This is a genomic window from Mucilaginibacter sp. (genome assembly GCF_039925265.1).
Lineage (GTDB): Bacteria > Bacteroidota > Bacteroidia > Sphingobacteriales > Sphingobacteriaceae > Mucilaginibacter.
In genome coordinates, this window is sequence record NZ_JBDSZG010000023.1 from 13,560 (window position 1) to 31,184 (window position 17,625).

The following is a 17,625-nucleotide window of genomic DNA, read 5'->3' on the forward strand; positions in this document are numbered from 1 at the left end:
CTTATACCAAAGTTTAAAACGGTATTTGGTATGTTTTTTATGCATGCATAACAAGTTTGCGAAATTCTGCCTGAAATGGCACTCAGCCCCGAAAAAATTGTCATAAAAAAAGCCCGGGCAATACTGACCAGGCTCTCTATATCAGTATAAAAAGTTCTATCTACGAATAATGACTTGCGCCACTATAGTTATGTTATTGTTTAAATTATTCATGTTGCTGTTTTGGTGAAAACTGAGCCCAAATGTAATAAAAGTTATTTCTAAACCACACGGCCAATATTAGTGTTTGCAAAATTCTTTTTGTTGTTCCCTCTGTTAAAAACTATATGCATCTTTACCTTTATAACAAACCATATACATGAAAAAATACCTAACCTTATCCCTGCTGTTCATCGGTATAAACAGCTACGCTCAAAAGGTAAAACTGCAGCTTAACCTGCAAATGGATAGCACTTATTATTTGGGCACCAACGCAAGCCTGGATATCGACCAGTTTATTAACGCGGCGCATCAGGATGTAAAAACGGTTATAACCGGCCGCATGTCGCACAAAGTAGTTGCTATAAAAGATACTGTTTACGAATTGCAGACCGAATTTAAAAGCCTTGGTATGCATGTGGAGGCAAACGGACAGGTTATTGAATTCAACAGCAAAGCTGACGAGGCCAACCCGATGTCGAAGATCATGAACACCATGATGGATAAGCCATTCTCTATGTTTATAAGTAAAAGCGGAAGGGTGCTGGCCATCAAAAATATCGACACCGTTTACGCCGGCATTTCCGCGGCGGTCCCTAATGCTACGCCAGAGCAACGTGCTCAGCTTAAAACACAGATGGAACAATCCTTTGGAGAGAAATCCATCCGGACAAATTTGCAGGATGCTTTTGTAATTTTCCCAAAAGCCGAAATTGCAATTAAAGGTACATGGGCCACCAATACTACGCTGGATGCCCCCGCGGCTGTTATCACAACCAAAATGGTTTATACCCTGGATAACATAACTGCAGATGCCTATTTTATAAGCGGCCATGCCATCCTCGCATCCGATAAAACTAAACCGCCTACTTATAAACAGTCTGCCGGCTTTATGATGCGGATGCTTAATATAACCGGAACTGCCGTTGTTAAACTAAAATTAGACAGGAAAACAGGCTGGATAATAGATACCAATGTTGCCAAGAATATAAAAGGAACCGTTCAGCTAAAAGATTCTCCAAAAATACCGGGAGGGATAACGTACCCTATGGTTATAACAGCTGTTTTAAAGGGCGATAATTTGTAGCTTTTATATTGAATTGAAAATATTACCCACCGGCATTTGCAGGAATATTGCTAAGGGCCGGTGGGTTTTGGAAAGACGATTAGATTTTACTTTAGCTCCCGTACGTACATTGCTTTTACGTCAACAATAGTATGCTTTTGCCCATGGCAAAGCTGGATGCCAATATTGCCATCTAAAAAGCCGCCAGCGTGAATAATGTCTATCGTTTTTACGCCGTTTAGCCATGCTTCAATATGATGCCCTTTGGCGATGATGTAGTAATGATTCCAATCTCCCGCTTTTACCAGTTTTGCAGAAAGTTCCTCGGGATATTTTTGTACCATGCTCGCGCGCCTTTCTTCCCATAACGAGCCCCAGTAACCTTTGCCCATATCTACCTGGTAACCCGGCGCGTTATCAAAATCGGTAGGATGAATACGAATGCACACGCCCGAGTTGGCCTCGTCTCCGGTCATTTTAATCATTACGTTCAATTCAAAATCTGTATAAACCTTTTTAGTGTAGCTGTAATGATGTTGATTTTGATTATTGCAATCGCCATGCAGTATACCGTTGTTTAGCTGCCAGTATTGCTTTTCTAAGTTGAGTGCAGTGGTATCTAACAAGTTTACCCAGCCTTTGCCTGCCGGTTTACCATTTATCATTTTACCTGCTGCTGGCAAGGTTACTTTTAGCTCACTGGTATCGCGTTGCGCAAATGCAGTAGTAGTAGCACACACGGATAAGAAAAATACAATAGCGGAAAGTTTGCTTAGCAAACTTTGTTTAGGGTAATTGCACATGATGTTGTTAATGAGGTTTATACCGCTAATATATGTATTAATGACAGTAAAAAAGCAATGGGTGATTGTTTTTGATCGGGTGAAAAAACATTGATGCCAAGCTTCGTTTACCAGCAATACTATTTCTTGAATTTTTTGCGAACGCTTCTACTGGTATGAAAGACAGCATAAACAATCACATCTCTTTTTATAACCTCAAAAACAACTACATAGGGGAATTTACTGAAAATAACCTGGCGGTAATTCTTTTTTATTTTGGCATAAGCTGTCGGCCATGCTTCTATTCTGTCGTAACAATAAGCTAATTCTTTCAGAAAGAGTTCACCCAAGCCAATTTGTTGTTCTTCATACCAGTCATAGGCCTCTTTAGCCATTTTAGCAGCCCGGGGCTTTGTGGTTATTTGGTACATCAAAAACTACGCTGCCCGCGTATTATCTCAAAAGTTTCCTGTCGTGAATAAGATTTTGTTTCGCCACTTAGGTGCATCTCGCGCTCTTTCTCCAATATAGCAAACTGCTCATCTGTTAACTTGAACTCACTTTCTTTATCAATATTAGGAGCTAGCAGCGTGTAAATAGCCTTAATTTTACTATCATCAGCATCTGCCAAATAGCTCATTAATTTTTGCCGCATGTTCAATGTAGTCATACTTTACGCTTATATACAAATTTATAGTTTTAACACCGATACTCCAACAACAAAAAAAAGGCTTCCGACATACGTCGGGAGCCTTTTCAATATCAATACAAAAAACGATTACTTATGGGTAATGCCTTCTGCCAGTACGGTTACTTTGTTGTTTAAAGCTTCTACTACACCGCCTTTAATAAAAAAGATATCTTCTTTACCGCCATCCCTTACGGTTAGCTTGCCATCATTCAGGGTAGAGATGATAGGGGCGTGGTTGTTCAGGATCTCTAAAAACCCTAAAGTACCGGGTAGGGTTACCGAGGTAGCCTCGCCTTCGAATACTTTTTTATCAGGAGTAAGAATTTCTAATGTCATTGCTTTTTAGATGTTAGATATGAGATGTGAGATATGAGACAAGCTCACAAATCAACCTTAATATCTCTATGTTCATTTCTAAAATGAGATATTAGATTTAGTTTTTTCTCAAATCTAATATCTCAAATCTCATATCTTAATTATTAGCCTCTGCTAATAATTTCTTGCCTTTTTCAATAGCGTCTTCAATGCTGCCCACAAGGTTAAATGCTGCCTCAGGGTATTCATCTACCGCGCCATCCATGATCATGTTAAAGCCTTTGATGGTATCTTTAATATCAACCAATACACCTTTTAAACCGGTGAACTGCTCTGCCACAAAGAATGGCTGAGAAAGGAAACGCTGAACACGGCGTGCACGAGACACGGTTAATTTATCTTCTTCAGAGAGCTCGTCCATACCTAAGATGGCGATGATATCCTGCAATTCTTTGTAACGCTGTAAAGTTTCTTTAACGCGTTGAGCGGTATTGTAATGCTCATCACCTAAGATAGCTGCGCTAAGGATACGTGAGGTAGAATCCAACGGATCCACCGCAGGGTAAATACCAAGCTCGGCAATTTTACGCGAAAGTACGGTTGTAGCATCTAAGTGGGCAAATGTTGTTGCCGGTGCAGGGTCAGTTAAATCATCCGCAGGTACGTAAACGGCCTGTACAGATGTAATTGAACCACGTTTTGTTGAAGTGATACGCTCCTGCATGGTACCCATCTCTGTTGCCAGTGTTGGTTGGTAACCTACCGCAGATGGCATACGGCCTAATAATGCCGATACCTCAGAACCTGCCTGGGTAAAGCGGAAAATATTATCGATAAAGAAAAGGATATCGCGGCCTTTACCTTCTTCGTCACCATCGCGGAAGTACTCTGCAAGGGTAAGACCTGATAACGCCACACGTGCACGTGCACCGGGAGGCTCGTTCATCTGGCCGAATACGAAGGTTGCTTTTGATTCTTTTAAAGCTTCAGGATCGATCTTGGTCAGATCCCATCCGCCTGCTTCCATGGAGTGCATAAATGCATCGCCATATTTTATAATGCCCGATTCAAGCATCTCGCGCAGTAAGTCGTTACCTTCACGGGTACGCTCACCTACACCCGCAAATACAGATAAACCTGCATAAGCTTTCGCGATGTTGTTGATCAGTTCCTGGATTAATACGGTTTTACCTACACCGGCGCCACCAAACAAACCGATCTTACCACCTTTTACATAAGGCTCTAATAAGTCGATAACTTTGATACCTGTAAACAGGGCCTCAGTTTCGGTAGACAGATCCTCAAAACGCGGAGGCGTGTTGTGGATAGGGCGTCCATTGGTTTTATCAAGATTTGGGATACCGTCGATAGCATCGCCAACTACGTTAAATACGCGGCCTTTAATAGCATCGCCAACCGGCATTTTAATAGCAGCTTCGGTATCTAAAACATTCATTCCGCGCAGTAAACCGTCGGTAGAGTCCATGGCGATTGCGCGCACACGGTCTTCGCCTAAGTGTTGCTGAACTTCTAAAATAATTTTCTGTCCGTTGTCTTTAGTGATCTCAAGCGCATCATAAATCTTAGGAAGATGTGCATCATTAGCGAAACTTACGTCAACTACCGGACCGATGATCCTTGATATTTTTCCAATGTTTGGCATATATTACCTGGTGTTTTTAAAGAATTTAAAATGAAATGGATACCTTCTATTATACAACGGTACTATTTCAGAGGCGCAAAGTTAAGGTTTATTGCCAAATATTTAAATAGTTATGGTAAGAAATTTTTGATGTTTTTATTAATAGTATTTCCTTAAGTTTGACGCCCAATTATAAACCAATTTTTCTGTTACGTAATTTCTGATTAATGAAAAAACTTTTACTGCTACTATTGTGGCTATCACCTGCTATTGCCTTTGCACAGGGTTTTCAGGTAAATCTTGGCGGCCAAAAACAAATTGGCATGGGCCATACCGGCACCGGCCTGCTGCAGGATGGCGCATCCGTTTTCTTTAACCCCGGTGCTGTTGCTCTATTGCCAGAAAACTCCGTGTCTGCCGGAATAAGCCCGTTGTGGTTTAAATCCGGCTTCAACCCATCGGGCACTAATGACAAGTATTTCACCAAAAACCGCGTAGCAACGCCTATACAGGCTTATGCAGTTTGGGGGCCAAAATCGGCTAACTGGAAGTTTGGTTTAGGCGTTTATACGCCATTTGGCGGCCTTACCGACTGGGGTAGCACCTGGGCGGGCAAATACTCAGTCCAAAGCCTGGACCTGAAAGCGATCTTTATCCAGCCAACATTGAGCTATAAGTTAACCAGTGCCTTAAGCATCGGTGCAGGTTTTGTTTATAACCATGCCAGCGTGGACTTGAGAAGGGCGATACCTTTGGCAGATGCTAACGGGAACCCCGGCCAGGCAAAACTGGAAGGCACAGGCAAAGGCTATGGCTGGAACGCAGGGATCTTCCTGAAGACCAAATCTTTTACGGCAGGGCTGGATTACCGCTCGAAGGTGAACACCAAACTAAAAAATGGCGATGCGATATTTACTGTGCCATCATCGGTACAGGCAAACTTCCCGCAGCCAAATACCTTTAACTCGGGCATCCCCTTGCCTGGAACATTCTCATTGGGCCTTGGCTTTTATCCAACCAAAAAATGGACCGTTGGTTTCGACGCTAACTTTGTTGGCTGGAGCAGCTTTAAAGCGCTTGAATTTGATTACGCTACCAACACCTCGGCATTGGCCGATACCTACTCACCACGTAACTACGAGAATGCTTTCGCTTTGCGTACCGGTGCTGAATATAAATACAACGATAAATTAGCCTTGCGTTTTGGCGGCGGTTATGCTACTACGCCAGTGAAGGATGGCTATGTAACCCCGGAAGTGCCTGATGCTAACCGGTACTATTTTACCGGTGGCGTGGGTTATAAACTGGCCAAACGCTTAGATATAGACCTGTCTTTTGAGTTTGAGCACCTGTTTACCCGTACCCAAACCAATATCGAATCGCAGCTCTCGGGTACTTTCAAAAGTAACGTGTATATCCCCGGCGTTTCACTTTCTTATCATTGGTAATATTTAGTATTTAAGCACATGAAATCGATAAAAAATTACATATACATATCTGCCGGGCTGTTATTATTAGCATCCTGTAAACCTACTATTGAAACCCCGGCCTCTACGCAGGGTTCTGCCGATTTTTCGCGGTACATAGCTGTGGGTAACTCATTAACCGCCGGCTATGCCGATGGTGGTTTATATCTGGAAGGGCAATTAAACTCTTACCCAAGCATTATTGCCAAGCAAATGGCGATGGTTGGCGGCGGCACATTTACGCAGCCATTATTCAATGCAGATCAGTCTAACGGTTCGGGTTACATCAAGTTAACTGGCTTTACTGCCACAGGCTCGCCTATTACCGCGCCGGTAACTACCAACCTTGCCGTTAGGGGTACAGCTGCTATACCGGGCTTCGGTACGGTGGTTTTATACACCAAGTACACCGGCGAAATAAACAACTATGGTGTGCCGGGCGTTAAAATACAGCAAATAGCCTATGCCCCTTACGGTAACCTGAACGGCTATTTTGAGAGGATGCTGCCGGGCAATGCAGGTACAAATTCTACTACATATATAGATTTTGCTACCGCCAAGCCTTTCACCTTCTTTACCAACTGGCTGGGCAATAACGATGCTTTGCTTTACGCATCTACAGGTGGGGCAGGCGATGTACTTACGGATAAGGCAACATTTACAGCTTTATACAACCTGTCGATATCGAAACTAACTGCAGCTGGACAAAAAGGTGCCGTTGCAACTATCCCAGACGTTACCGCTGTGCCTTACTTTACTACGGTTACGGTTGGTGCTATCCTGGCAGGCGTACAAAAAAATGCTCCTACGGTTACAGCATTGTATATAAATGCACGCAGCACTGCAGATATTGCTACCACAACCTATGCCGCACGAGCAGCAACAGCAGCCGATTTGGTTGTATTAACTTTCCCTACCAGTAAAATTGGCCAGCCGGTAACCGTGCCGGGTGTAGGTACCGTGCCTTACGGTTTAACACCATACGCTCCAATTGAGAACCAATATGTGCTGGATGCCAACGAAGTTGTTTTAACCAAGGATTATGTGAATGCCTACAATACCACCATTAAAGCCGCAGCCGACAGTAAAGGTTTGGCATTGTTTGATGCGTATACCTTCCTTAATAATTTAAAGGCTAACGGTATGGTGATAGATGGTGTAAGCCTGAGCTCTAACTATATCAGCGGTGGCGTATTTTCGCTGGATGGTATCCACCTAACGCCGCGGGGCTACGCTATTGTGGCTAATGAATTTATAAAAGCCATCAACTCGCAATATGGGTCAAATATCCCTAAAGCAAGTGTATCAGCTTATAACGGGGTGAAGTTTCCTTAGTTGAGTTTTAAGTTCTGAGTTCTGAGCCTTGAGTTATGAGTTGATCTTCAACTTACAACTCAAGGCTTTTTACTTAAAACGCACAACTCATTACTCAAAACTTAAAACTATCTTCCCCATATGCTCGCTGCTTTCCATTAGCTCGTGTGCTTTGGCAGCTTCGCTGGCGGGGAAGGTTTTATAAATGATAGGTTTTATTTGCGCGGATGCAAATAGGGGCCAGATATGTTCTTCCAGTTTTTGGGCGATGGCGCTTTTAAAGGCCACATCCCTTGCCCGCAGCATCGAACCGGTGATTACCACCCGTTTGCGCATTACTTCGGATAAGTTGATTTCTACCTTATTGCCTTTTACAGCGTTTATCATTACCAGGCGGCCATCGTTAGCCAGGCTTTTGATATTTACCGGCGTATAATCGCCGCCAATCATATCTAATATCACATTAACACCCTTTCCATCCGTAAGGTTATTAATAACGCTACCGAAATCCTCTTTGTTGTAGTTGATGGCTTTATCGGCCCCCAGCTCTTCGCAGAATTTGCATTTCTCGGTGCTGCCTGCTGTAACGTAAACGGTACTGCCCAGAGCCTTTGCCATTTGTATGGCCGTAACACCAATACCACTGCTGCCGCCATGTACCAACAAGCTCTCGCCGGGCTGCAGTTGGGCGCGGTCGAACACATTGCCCCAAACAGTAAAAAAGGTTTCGGGGAGAGATGCTGCTTCCGCAAAGCTTAAGCCCTCCGGTACGCGGAGGCATTGCCCTTCGGGCGCTACACAATATTCCGCATAGGCACCGCCGATTACCAACGCGCAAACTTTATCGCCAACCTTCCAACGGGTAACATCGGCACCAACTTCTGCCACCACGCCGGCAAGCTCCAGCCCTGGGATATCTTTCGGCGCGCCCTCGGGTGGGGAATAGTTGCCCTTGCGCTGGAAAACATCCGGCCGGTTGATGCCTGCCGCCATTACTTTTACCAGTACCTCGGTAGCGCTATAGCCGGGTGTGGGGCGTTCTGCAAGTTGTAATACTTCCGGGCCGCCGGGTTGGGTAATAATGATGGCTTTCATGTTATTTTCGTTCTTCTATCAGATCCCATAGGTTGCCATACAGGTCCTCAAATACTGCTACGGTGCCGTAATTCTCTTCAAACGGATCGCGAATAAACACTACTCCACTTTTTAAAAACAAGTGATAATCGTGCCAAAAGTTGTTGGTGTACAAAAATAAAAACACCCTGCCGCCGGTTTGGTTTCCTACACGGCTCAGCTGTTTTTCGTCAACAGCTCGGGCCAGTAATAACCTGAAATCCGAATTAGGTGGCGCCACCAATACCCATCTTTTGGTGTCGGTTAAAATAGTGTCTTCTATTAAAACGAAGCCCAGTTTTTGGCAATAAAAGTCGATGGCTTCGGCGTAATCTTTAACAAGCAAAGCTATCTGTCCAATTCTTTGTGCCATTTCAGGATTTTTTAAATTATTGATGCATCGCCCTAAGTGATTTTCCGGATAAAATAACCGCCGAGCTATCGGCAATATTAAGGCTTGCTTTTTCGGCAAAACCGTGGCCAATGTCCAATATGGTATAATCGTTAAGGGTTGCCGAAACATAGCCGAAGTGCATGTTTTTTGAGCCTTTTAACTCGGGTGCCATTTCGAAAAGTACCTGGCTCGAATCTGCCTGGGCCACCTTAAGCGTATCAAAACTGTTGTTATAACTCTCCACTTCCAGCCTCGATTTGCCTTTTACATTAACGCTGATGTTTGCCTGCCTTAGCTTTTGTAGTTCAAAGTTGGTGTTGTTAGCCTCAATAGATAATAGCTGCGGCGCAAAAAGGCGCACCAACACCCGGTTTTGCATCCAGTTTTTTTCGCCCTGGTTTTTGTATTTATTGGGGAATGTGAGGTGCAGGGTGTCGTTTTTTACATAGGCTTTAAAAGTAACATCTTTTTTATAGGCGTCCCAGTAATTGAGCACCCGCACAGATGCGCTCTTGTTCTGCTCGAAAACGATCTGCGTGATGTTACCGCCATCGAGTTTGAGGTGTTTAAATGGCTGCTCCAGTACCTTGTTGTAGTTCCAGTAGAGGTCGCTTTTATCAACCTTGTCGTACACGTTTTTAAACGCCAGGTCAGATACCACCACGCCTAACAGCATTATGGCAAATAATGCGGTGAGTATTACTGTGCTTATTTTAGTCTTCATGTTTTTTCTCTTTAAAAGTTTCGTCGATAAATTTCTGGTAACGCATTTCAATTTCTTCCACCGGGATGTCCAGCAAATACATGCTTCGTAAAAATACCGGCAGCTCGTTCTCTAAAAACTGCTCTTTTCTAAAGGCAATTACCCTGGCCATGGCATCGCCCTCTACAAAGTAGCCCACACCCCGTTTATTGGTAATGATCTCGCGCTGCTGCAAAAAATCGTAGGCGCGCTGCACGGTGTTGGGGTTAACCTGCATCATCACGGCAAGATCGCGTATACTCAGGATCTTTGCTTCCAGTGGCCACTGTTTAAGCAATATCTGCTCGCAAACGTATTCTGCTATCTGTAAATAAATTGCTTGCTTTTCTCTAAACTCCATTCTAAATTTCTTTTTCTCTCAACCTTACGTATGCGGTTATCCATAAAACACCAGGCAGCACATACTGCAAAAAATTGTTGGTAATATCATACGCATAATGCGGCAACTCAATGTTCCCAACTTCCGAATCTACTTTTATCAGCACCGTAAAGTACGGGAACGCAATGTCTACATTAGAAAATAATAGGCTAACAATACCCAGGTTTAAAAAATAAATGGCGGCCAGCATCCCGCATACCACCAGCGCTACCTTTACCAGGGCAACCCGGTTAAAGTACAGCGAGCCCACCATCATAGCCCCCACAAAATTAGTATATAACACCGTTGCCTTAACAACTACATTATTATCTTCGAACACGTATAGGTAAACATGGTCGTATAAGCTGCGATAGAGCGGGCTGCTGCGGTCGAGCCCGTTATGGTAGGCGGTTACAAAACTGTAATCCATCAGCCTGAAAAAGCTTAGAAAAACAAGGCAGAACAGTGGCCCGGATATTAATACACCACAAAGCCATTTTTCCAGGGCGGAGGCAGGCAAAGTAAGGTATGAGGCCCCACCCGCGTTGGTGGTAAAGTAGCTGAACACTACCGACGATAGCACAACGCCGCCACCGATAAAGCCCCAAATGAAGGCCAGATTTTGCGCCGGTCCCCAATCTAAAGCGTAAAGGATAAGTGTATAAAGTAAAAAGGTGAACGCCAGCACGGCGGCAAATGCGCCAATTATTTGCATAGCACGTTCCAGTATGGTTTTCTTTAATAAAAGCCCAAACCTGCTGAGGCTAAAAGTATCGTTCATGGGTAATTAAGTTAGTTGGTTGAAAATATTTGTTTGGCCATCGCCGGGTTTTCGGTAACGCCATTAAACAGTTGCTCCAGGTTTAGGCCCGAGTCGTCGCCGTCAGTGTTTTCCATTACTACGGCGGTACCGCGGAGCATTTTTTCAGAATACAGCACTTTCACTCCCGGCGGTATTTCTGATACGGTTTTAAAGCAAACTTTATCGGCAATATCAGCCACGGAAGCATGCAGCAGCAGTTTGCCATCGTCTACAATGATCACGTTATCTATCATGTTCTCCAGGTCGCGAATCTGGTGGGTGGAGATAAAGATGATCCTGTCTTCGTTCATTACCGAGGCGATTAGTTTCCTGAACTGCGATTTGGAAGGGATATCTAACCCGTTGGTAGGTTCGTCCATCAGCAGCACCCTGGTATTGCAGGCCAGCGCAAACGCTATCACAAACTTTTTTTGCTGCCCGAATGATAATTTATTCAGTTTGCCATCAACGCTTATTTCCAGCTCGGTGAGGTATCTGTAAAAATTGTCGCTATCAAAAAGCGGGTAGAAGGGGGCAAACAGGTTTTTATATTGTTTAATGGTGAGCGCCGGCACGTACACATCTTCCGCAATGTAATAAATGGTTTGCAAGAAGGATGGTTTACGGGTTTTTGGCACCATGCCATTAACAATTACGCTTCCTTCCACCGGGAACAACGTACCCACCATGTTTTTTAACAGGGTAGATTTGCCCGCGCCGTTTTTCCCAAGCAGCCCGTAAATGCTACCGCTTTGAATTTCTAACGTAAGATTTTTGTAGAGCAGCTTTTTGGGCGAATAACCAAAGGACAAGTTGTTAAATTGTATCATTAGTGTATTAGTTAAGTAGTACACTACAAATGTAGATAGATATTTGACAACTCCAAGCTTTTTTGATTTTTTTTGTAAAAAAATAGCTCTTCAAATTAAAGGGTGCAGAACTTCCGGCTAAAAGCCATTTATTTGCATAAAACAAAACATTATGCCATTACAACCAGGCCAACCGGCTCCTCAGTTTACACTTACCTCATCCGAACTCAAAGATGTTTCCCTTGCCGATTTTAAAGGCAAAAAGGTAGTGTTGCATTTTTTTCCTTTAGCGTTTACCGGCGTATGCACCACGCAGCTTTGTACCATGCGCGATAGCTTTGGCTATTACGACGGGCTGAACGCGCAGATCCTTGGCGTATCTGTAGATTCGCCATTCACCCTTGCTAAGTTTAAAGAGGAGAATGCTTACCAGTTTCCGCTCCTGTCAGATTTTAATAAAGATGTATCTGAAGCTTATGGTGCTTTATATGAAACTTTTGCCTTCGGGATGAAAGGTGTATCTAAACGTGCTGCTTTTGTGATAGATGAAGAGCAAAATATCATTTACGCCGAGGTGCTTGAAAACGCCGGCGACCTGCCCGATTTTGAAGCCATTGCAGAAAAAGTAAAGTAATTTAAAAAAAAGTTTGCAGCTAAGGCAAAAGAATTCTATTTTTGCAGTCCGTTAAAAAGGGGGCTTATATCTGTTTCTGATGTACAGCGCCGGTTATCGGAAACGCATTTGTAGCTCAATTGGATAGAGCATCTCACTACGGATGAGAAGGTTAGGGGTTCGACTCCCTTCAAGTTCACTTCACTATAGCCTTTCCGTCGTAATAACTGAAAGGCTATTTAAATTTTATCAGCATGCTAAACTTAGTACTGTTCGGCCCTCCGGGCGCGGGTAAAGGCACTCAATCTCAAAATCTTATAGAAAAATACGGGCTTATCCACCTTTCAACAGGCGATCTGTTGCGCGGTGAAATTACCCAGGGTACTACGCTTGGTTTAGAAGCAAAAAAACTGATGGATGAAGGCCTTTTAGTGCCCGATGCCGTTGTAATAGGCATGATAAGCAATAAACTGGATGCCAACAAAGAAGCTAAAGGCTTTATTTTCGACGGTTTCCCGCGCACAGTGGCACAGGCGGAAGCGCTTGATTCGCTGCTGGAAAGCAAAAGTTCGGCTATATCCGGCATGATAGCCTTGCAAGTAAACGACGAAGAACTGGAACAACGTTTATTATTACGCGGCAAGGATTCGGGCCGCCCGGATGATGCCAACCCCGAGATCATCCGTAAACGCATTAAAGAATATAACGATAAAACCGCCCCTGTTGCCGGTTACTACCTGGAGCAGAATAAATTTACAGCTATAAATGGTATAGGGTCGATACCTGAAATATTTGAGTCGATAACTAAGGTTGTAGATTCTTATTGAGGAAGTCCGAAAGTCGGGAAGACGGAAAGTCCGAAAGCCGGAGAAGATTTTCTTCCTGTCTTTCGGACTTTTTATTTTATTAAGGAAGTCCGTAAGCCGGAGAAATAGTTTCGACTTACGGACTTCCGGACTTCCCGACTTTCCGACTTTCGGACTTCCCAACTAAATTCTTAATTTCGCCATCTAAATAACATCCACTATGTCCCAGGGTTCAAATTTTGTTGATTATGTGAAGATATGCTGCCGGTCGGGCCACGGCGGGGCGGGTTCTTCGCATTTACACCGGGACAAGCTAACCGCCAAAGGCGGCCCTGATGGCGGCGATGGCGGTCGCGGCGGGCATGTTATTGTAGTGGGCAACGCACAGTTATGGACACTGCTGCACCTTAAATTCCGCAAGCACGTAATTGCCGGCGACGGCGAGCCGGGCGGCACTACCCTGAAAACAGGCAAAACCGGACGCGACGAGATATTAGAAGTGCCCCTTGGCACCATAGCCAAAGATGCCGAAACAGGCGAGATATTATTTGAGATAACTACAGACGGCGAAACCCGCATATTAACCGACGGCGGCCGTGGCGGCTTGGGCAATTGGCATTTTAAAAACGCCATACAGCAAACCCCGCGCTTTGCGCAGCCCGGCGAGGCGGGCCAGGAAGTATGGAACGTACTCGAACTAAAGCTACTGGCCGATGTGGGTTTGGTAGGTTTTCCTAATGCGGGTAAATCAACCCTGCTATCGGTAGTATCTGCCGCCAAGCCCGAAATTGCCGATTACGCGTTCACTACCCTTGTGCCTAACTTGGGCATCGTATCCTATCGCGACAATAAATCATTTGTAATGGCCGATATTCCGGGCATTATAGAAGGTGCGTCAAAAGGCAAAGGCTTAGGCATCAGGTTCCTGCGCCATATCGAGCGTAACTCGGTGCTGCTATTTATGGTACCGGCAGATACCGCCCGCACCATAGCCGAAGAATACAGCATCCTGCTTAACGAACTGGAAGAATATAATCCCGAACTTATACACAAACCCCGCGTACTGGCTGTAACCAAATCGGACATGCTGGATGAGGAACTGACCAACGAAATGAAAAAGGAAATACCGGCAGGCATACCTTATATATTCATCTCATCTGTAGCGCAAAAAAATATTGTAGAGCTGAAGGATTTGTTGTGGACGGCGATAAATAAGTAGGAGCCTCACCCCGGCCCTCTCCAAAGGAGAGGGAGTTAATACTTTTTCTTAAAGTCCTCTATCCTACCCGCGCGTCATTGCGAGCGATAGCGTGGCAATCTCTTTAGGATAGGTTTTGTGCTGTTGCTTAGATTGTGCTATAATTAAACGTCAGTCTGCTCTTGGCCGCAGAGGCCCATTACTTTTTTCTTGATAAAAAAGTAACAAAAAATCAAGTCTGCTGAAAGGCTTCTTTGCCGCACAATGCCTTTACCCTGCAAATCAGGCAAAACCTGGGCTGGGATAAATTTGCCCCGCTAATCGCATCGCACATGGCCCGCCCGTCAGCAAAAAATCCCTATGCCCTGCAGCCGCACAACCCACCATTGTTTTGTCAGATTTCGCCCGAAGCTGGTCAGCAGACGGAAGAAGGAAGGAAAGAAAAAAACTTGCGTTCTGGGCAAGCTAAGAATCTATTCGCCGATAGATGCTTCGTTCCTCAACATGACAAAAGGGGAATAAAAGAGCCTGACGAACCAAAGTACACCTCAAAACCGGCATCGGCTGGCACGGGTAGCACCGGCCTTGCCTCAGCAATAACTTTAACAGGGTCAGGCGCAGCCGGGAGTTTTTTCTTTGGTACTTTCTTTTTAGCGGAAAAAAAGAAAGTACACTGGCTTTGATAAACCACACTTCCTAACCTAACGAAAACTGAACGCACAGAACCGGTCCTAAAGAAATTGCTACGCTCGCAATGATGTGCAGGGGAAAACTCACCTACCTACCAAATTCCTATTCACCCCCATAGTCAACTCCACGGCATTAAAAATCACAAAGCCTTTTTTGCGCAGTATATCATAGATGGTTTCGCGGCAATTGAACTCGTCGTGTATCTCCAGGGCTATAACTCTGGTTACGTCGAGAAACGAGAGGTCGTTCCCTTCTTTAAATATGGCTGCTTCGCTGCCTTCAATATCAATTTTTAAAATATCTATAGCGGTTAGGCCATGCTGCTGCATTATGGTACTCATGGATGAGCCTTGCACCGGTTCGCCCTGCTCTTTGGTGTCAACGCTCCGCGCCCACTCCTTACCATCCCTGAAACCGGCGTTAAGGTAAAGGCTCTCTTCGCGGTGCCATAATGCCATGTGTAGTAAAGTAGTACGGTTGCTGTAATTTTTAAGGTTAAATTGCAGTTGCTTAAAATTACCGGGGTCGGGTTCAAGGCAAATAACACGGGCGTTGGTAAAGCGTTCCAAAAATTTTATCGAGGTAAGCCCCACATTACTGCCGGCATCAATTATGGTAGTCACACTTACTTTATTGGCCAGGGCGCTATCCATCAGCGGCAGGTATTCGTCGCGTAAAAATACCTGTTTAAACACATCCATATCGCTGCTGTTTTTCCGTAGCGATATTTCCTGTCCGGCCTTGCTCAATATAAGTTCGTTACTGTTAAATTTCAGTTCAAAACCTTTTTTTTCTATTTCTATCAGCAAGTTTTTATATATCCTTAAACCCTCGTAGCCCGCTAACTTAGTTTTTGTTTTTTCCAGTACGGCACCCACCAAAAACGAGGCTTTCTGTTTTGGGGATAGTATGTTAAGGAAGCTACTGAATCTCATTTTTTTTGTGACGCTAAAGGCTTAATATAATATGGTGCTGCAAAATGCAAAAATAAATTGCAAATACAATGCAGCCATACCGGCAATAAGAATAGCGTATTTAGGGGATTATTTAAACAACTGGTACACTTCCAGGTGCTTTTGAACGGTTGATTCCCAGTTGAAGATCTTAACACGTTCGGTGCCTTTTTGTATCAATTCTTGCCGTACATCCTCATCGTGACTGGCCAATGCCACCTTTTCAATAAGGTCTTCACGGTTTCCTGGTTCAAAATACAGGGCCGCGTCGCCGCCAACTTCGGGGAAACAACTGCTGTTGGCCAGCACTACCGGGCATTTATTGATAAAGCCTTCTAAAACGGGAATGCCAAAGCCTTCTTCTAAGGATGGAAAAACAAAGCATAAAGCATTTTGATATAAGCCGGCCATTTCGGCGTCACTGCCTATGGGCACGTATTTTACATGGCTGTGTACATTCAGCCTGTCTAAAAACTTACGCTCGTAAGCATCAAAATCGCCGCTGCCCGCGCAAAGCAGGGTTATGTTATTTGTTTTTAAGTAATCATTTAACGTTTCAACAAGCCACTGAAAGTTTTTGTAAAACTTACGCACCCCCACAAACAGTATATATTTTTCGGGCACATCAGCACGTTTGCTGTTAACCGTGTTGTAAATAGTGGTAGCCAGGTGAATAACCGATACTTTCTTCTCGTCGATATCCGGGAAATGGTACAGTATTTCTTTTTTGGTATGATGTGATATCGCTATAATATGGTCGGCGCGCGGTATCAGTTCGGCTTTCCAAAGGCTATCGCCGCTTACTGTTTCAATTACCTTATCAAAATAATTTTCGTGTATCATATCATACACCGTAAGCACAAAGGGTTTGTTTTTGGGCAGGTGCTTTAAAAAATATGGGTCGTAATAAGTAGGCTGAAATACATCAAACCGGCCGCTTTTAAGCAGGTTTATCGCCCTTAGCTCTTCTTCCTTTTGTATAACCTTTTCCAGCCGCGCCTTACCGGGGAACTTCTTTATACGGTTGAAGTTATTGAAGCTGGTAAGTTTGTTTTCGGAAAGGTGCACATTTTTAGAGTAGAATTTTTTAGGTAGGACGCGGTAATCCGCATCCTGCTGAACGCCCTTCATTAATTCTGTAAAATATTTTGATATACCACCAAAATTTTGTTTCCTGAATATCTGGTGGTCGAATAGTATACGCATGGTTATAGCTACAAATATAAAATTATTTCATAAACGGGGGTTTTAAGATTGTTAAGCTTTATTGCAGGGTGGGTATTTTGACTCACCCCGGCTACGCTGCGCTGGCCGACCCTCTCTGCTGCGCAAAGAGGGTGAAGAAAATTGCCCGTTCTGCGTTTTTATCTCTTTGCAGATGAAAAAATCAAACCCCTCTTTGCGCAGCAGAGAGGGTGGTCGAACGAAGTGAAGACCGGGTGAGTAAATAGCAGGGCAGTGGTATTTAGGGATTATCAGGTTTTTCCCTTACTCCTCGTTTCCCATCTGCTTTGCAGATAAAAAAACCCCTCTTTGCGCAGCAGAGAGGGTGGTCGAACGAAGTGAAGACCTGGTGAGTAAATATAGCCGGGCAATGTTATCTAATGATCATCAAGTTCCATCTGCAAAGCAGATAAAAAAACCCTCTTTGC

At 44.2% G+C, this 17,625-nt stretch carries 20 protein-coding genes and 1 tRNA gene; 8 read left to right on the forward strand and 13 right to left on the reverse strand.

The features are described from left to right. The first annotated feature begins 358 nt into the window (after nt 1–358). Nucleotides 359–1,285 carry a DUF6263 family protein gene (locus tag ABIX36_RS11325; protein WP_348082274.1) on the forward strand — a complete coding sequence of 309 codons (927 nt, stop codon included), beginning with the start codon at nt 359–361 and terminating at the stop codon, nt 1,283–1,285. An 86-nt stretch (nt 1,286–1,371) separates the two neighbouring features. Here the strand turns inward: ABIX36_RS11325 and ABIX36_RS11330 are convergent, their stop codons facing one another. From ABIX36_RS11330 to atpD, 5 genes are all read right to left on the reverse strand, one after another. Beyond that, nucleotides 1,372–2,067: a DUF1080 domain-containing protein gene (locus ABIX36_RS11330; RefSeq protein WP_348082275.1), complete on the reverse strand. Its 696-nt coding sequence runs from the start codon at nt 2,065–2,067 to the stop codon at nt 1,372–1,374. Nucleotides 2,068–2,186: 119 nt separating this feature from the next. Beyond that, nucleotides 2,187–2,477 (reverse strand): type II toxin-antitoxin system RelE/ParE family toxin, encoded by a 291-nt coding sequence (locus ABIX36_RS11335; protein WP_348082276.1) that lies wholly within the window; start codon nt 2,475–2,477, stop codon nt 2,187–2,189. Next, a complete protein-coding gene (locus tag ABIX36_RS11340; RefSeq protein ID WP_348082277.1) occupies nt 2,477–2,716 on the reverse strand; it encodes a hypothetical protein in 240 nt (79 codons plus the stop codon). Before ABIX36_RS11340 ends, ABIX36_RS11335 begins: the two co-directional genes overlap by 1 nt. 108 nt (nt 2,717–2,824) lie before the next feature. Then, nucleotides 2,825–3,073 carry an ATP synthase F1 subunit epsilon gene (gene atpC, locus ABIX36_RS11345; protein WP_128531870.1) on the reverse strand — a complete coding sequence of 83 codons (249 nt, stop codon included), beginning with the start codon at nt 3,071–3,073 and terminating at the stop codon, nt 2,825–2,827. Between the two features lie 136 nt (nt 3,074–3,209). Then, nucleotides 3,210–4,715, reverse strand: coding sequence for a F0F1 ATP synthase subunit beta (gene atpD, locus ABIX36_RS11350; protein WP_348082278.1), 1,506 nt, complete (start codon nt 4,713–4,715; stop codon nt 3,210–3,212). A 206-nt stretch (nt 4,716–4,921) separates the two neighbouring features. Between atpD and ABIX36_RS11355 the strand changes: the two genes are divergently transcribed. Together ABIX36_RS11355 and ABIX36_RS11360 are read left to right on the forward strand one after the other, a co-directional pair. Then, on the forward strand, nt 4,922–6,142 hold the full coding sequence (locus ABIX36_RS11355) for an outer membrane protein transport protein (RefSeq protein WP_348082279.1): 1,221 nt from the start codon (nt 4,922–4,924) through the stop codon (nt 6,140–6,142). 18 nt (nt 6,143–6,160) lie between these two features. Then, nucleotides 6,161–7,495, forward strand: coding sequence for an SGNH/GDSL hydrolase family protein (locus tag ABIX36_RS11360; protein WP_348082280.1), 1,335 nt, complete (start codon nt 6,161–6,163; stop codon nt 7,493–7,495). A 90-nt stretch (nt 7,496–7,585) separates the two neighbouring features. On the opposite strand, the gene ABIX36_RS11365 is transcribed toward ABIX36_RS11360, so the two are convergent. Genes ABIX36_RS11365 through ABIX36_RS11390 form a run of 6 tightly spaced genes read right to left on the reverse strand, consistent with a single transcriptional unit; the run spans nt 7,586 to nt 11,734 of the window. Beyond that, complete coding sequence (locus ABIX36_RS11365) at nt 7,586–8,569, reverse strand: NAD(P)H-quinone oxidoreductase (RefSeq protein ID WP_348082281.1); 984 nt, start codon at nt 8,567–8,569, stop codon at nt 7,586–7,588. A 1-nt stretch (nt 8,570) separates the two neighbouring features. Next, nucleotides 8,571–8,960, reverse strand: coding sequence for a VOC family protein (locus ABIX36_RS11370; RefSeq protein ID WP_348082282.1), 390 nt, complete (start codon nt 8,958–8,960; stop codon nt 8,571–8,573). 16 nt (nt 8,961–8,976) lie between these two features. Next, nucleotides 8,977–9,705, reverse strand: a complete 729-nt coding sequence (locus tag ABIX36_RS11375) for a hypothetical protein (protein ID WP_348082283.1) — start codon at nt 9,703–9,705, stop codon at nt 8,977–8,979. Continuing rightward, nucleotides 9,695–10,084, reverse strand: a complete 390-nt coding sequence (locus ABIX36_RS11380) for a GntR family transcriptional regulator (RefSeq protein WP_348082284.1) — start codon at nt 10,082–10,084, stop codon at nt 9,695–9,697. The genes ABIX36_RS11375 and ABIX36_RS11380 overlap by 11 nt, the downstream gene beginning before the upstream one ends. 1 nt (nt 10,085) lies before the next feature. Then, nucleotides 10,086–10,883 carry a hypothetical protein gene (locus tag ABIX36_RS11385; RefSeq protein ID WP_348082285.1) on the reverse strand — a complete coding sequence of 266 codons (798 nt, stop codon included), beginning with the start codon at nt 10,881–10,883 and terminating at the stop codon, nt 10,086–10,088. Between the two features lie 11 nt (nt 10,884–10,894). Then, nucleotides 10,895–11,734, reverse strand: a complete 840-nt coding sequence (locus ABIX36_RS11390; RefSeq protein WP_348082286.1) for an ABC transporter ATP-binding protein — start codon at nt 11,732–11,734, stop codon at nt 10,895–10,897. 151 nt (nt 11,735–11,885) lie between these two features. Here ABIX36_RS11390 and ABIX36_RS11395 point away from each other — a divergent pair, with 151 nt between their 5' ends. From ABIX36_RS11395 to ABIX36_RS11415, 5 genes are all read left to right on the forward strand, one after another. Continuing rightward, nucleotides 11,886–12,347, forward strand: coding sequence for a redoxin domain-containing protein (locus ABIX36_RS11395; protein WP_348082287.1), 462 nt, complete (start codon nt 11,886–11,888; stop codon nt 12,345–12,347). Nucleotides 12,348–12,451: 104 nt separating this feature from the next. Beyond that, nucleotides 12,452–12,525: transfer RNA gene (locus ABIX36_RS11400), tRNA-Arg, on the forward strand. A 55-nt stretch (nt 12,526–12,580) separates the two neighbouring features. After that, nucleotides 12,581–13,153 carry an adenylate kinase gene (locus tag ABIX36_RS11405; RefSeq protein ID WP_348082288.1) on the forward strand — a complete coding sequence of 191 codons (573 nt, stop codon included), beginning with the start codon at nt 12,581–12,583 and terminating at the stop codon, nt 13,151–13,153. A gap of 199 nt (nt 13,154–13,352) precedes the next feature. Then, entirely contained in the window at nt 13,353–14,351 is a 999-nt protein-coding gene (obgE, locus tag ABIX36_RS11410) for a GTPase ObgE (protein WP_348082289.1), read from the forward strand. A 311-nt stretch (nt 14,352–14,662) separates the two neighbouring features. Then, nucleotides 14,663–15,013 (forward strand): hypothetical protein, encoded by a 351-nt coding sequence (locus ABIX36_RS11415; protein WP_348082290.1) that lies wholly within the window; start codon nt 14,663–14,665, stop codon nt 15,011–15,013. A gap of 90 nt (nt 15,014–15,103) precedes the next feature. Here the strand turns inward: ABIX36_RS11415 and ABIX36_RS11420 are convergent, their stop codons facing one another. Beyond that, nucleotides 15,104–15,955: an FkbM family methyltransferase gene (locus ABIX36_RS11420; protein WP_348082291.1), complete on the reverse strand. Its 852-nt coding sequence runs from the start codon at nt 15,953–15,955 to the stop codon at nt 15,104–15,106. A gap of 108 nt (nt 15,956–16,063) precedes the next feature. Further along, nucleotides 16,064–17,179, reverse strand: a complete 1,116-nt coding sequence (locus ABIX36_RS11425) for a glycosyltransferase family 1 protein (RefSeq protein ID WP_348082292.1) — start codon at nt 17,177–17,179, stop codon at nt 16,064–16,066. Between the last annotated feature and the right edge of the window lie 446 nt (nt 17,180–17,625).

Excerpts from the sequence above, each read along its gene's own strand:
- ABIX36_RS11390 (WP_348082286.1), bottom strand. The coding sequence starts at position 11,734 with ATGATACAATTTAACAACTTGTCCTTTGGTTATTCGCCCAAAAAGCTG.
- ABIX36_RS11365 (WP_348082281.1), bottom strand. The coding sequence starts at position 8,569 with ATGAAAGCCATCATTATTACCCAACCCGGCGGCCCGGAAGTATTACAA.
- ABIX36_RS11380 (WP_348082284.1), bottom strand. The coding sequence starts at position 10,084 with ATGGAGTTTAGAGAAAAGCAAGCAATTTATTTACAGATAGCAGAATAC.
- ABIX36_RS11405 (WP_348082288.1), top strand. The coding sequence starts at position 12,581 with ATGCTAAACTTAGTACTGTTCGGCCCTCCGGGCGCGGGTAAAGGCACT.
- atpD (WP_348082278.1), bottom strand. The coding sequence starts at position 4,715 with ATGCCAAACATTGGAAAAATATCAAGGATCATCGGTCCGGTAGTTGAC.
- ABIX36_RS11330 (WP_348082275.1), bottom strand. The coding sequence starts at position 2,067 with ATGTGCAATTACCCTAAACAAAGTTTGCTAAGCAAACTTTCCGCTATT.
- ABIX36_RS11415 (WP_348082290.1), top strand. The coding sequence starts at position 14,663 with ATGGCCCGCCCGTCAGCAAAAAATCCCTATGCCCTGCAGCCGCACAAC.
- ABIX36_RS11360 (WP_348082280.1), top strand. The coding sequence starts at position 6,161 with ATGAAATCGATAAAAAATTACATATACATATCTGCCGGGCTGTTATTA.
- ABIX36_RS11340 (WP_348082277.1), bottom strand. The coding sequence starts at position 2,716 with ATGACTACATTGAACATGCGGCAAAAATTAATGAGCTATTTGGCAGAT.
- ABIX36_RS11355 (WP_348082279.1), top strand. The coding sequence starts at position 4,922 with ATGAAAAAACTTTTACTGCTACTATTGTGGCTATCACCTGCTATTGCC.
- ABIX36_RS11385 (WP_348082285.1), bottom strand. The coding sequence starts at position 10,883 with ATGAACGATACTTTTAGCCTCAGCAGGTTTGGGCTTTTATTAAAGAAA.
- ABIX36_RS11395 (WP_348082287.1), top strand. The coding sequence starts at position 11,886 with ATGCCATTACAACCAGGCCAACCGGCTCCTCAGTTTACACTTACCTCA.
- ABIX36_RS11370 (WP_348082282.1), bottom strand. The coding sequence starts at position 8,960 with ATGGCACAAAGAATTGGACAGATAGCTTTGCTTGTTAAAGATTACGCC.
- ABIX36_RS11425 (WP_348082292.1), bottom strand. The coding sequence starts at position 17,179 with ATGCGTATACTATTCGACCACCAGATATTCAGGAAACAAAATTTTGGT.
- ABIX36_RS11335 (WP_348082276.1), bottom strand. The coding sequence starts at position 2,477 with ATGTACCAAATAACCACAAAGCCCCGGGCTGCTAAAATGGCTAAAGAG.
- obgE (WP_348082289.1), top strand. The coding sequence starts at position 13,353 with ATGTCCCAGGGTTCAAATTTTGTTGATTATGTGAAGATATGCTGCCGG.
- atpC (WP_128531870.1), bottom strand. The coding sequence starts at position 3,073 with ATGACATTAGAAATTCTTACTCCTGATAAAAAAGTATTCGAAGGCGAG.
- ABIX36_RS11375 (WP_348082283.1), bottom strand. The coding sequence starts at position 9,705 with ATGAAGACTAAAATAAGCACAGTAATACTCACCGCATTATTTGCCATA.
- ABIX36_RS11325 (WP_348082274.1), top strand. The coding sequence starts at position 359 with ATGAAAAAATACCTAACCTTATCCCTGCTGTTCATCGGTATAAACAGC.
- ABIX36_RS11420 (WP_348082291.1), bottom strand. The coding sequence starts at position 15,955 with ATGAGATTCAGTAGCTTCCTTAACATACTATCCCCAAAACAGAAAGCC.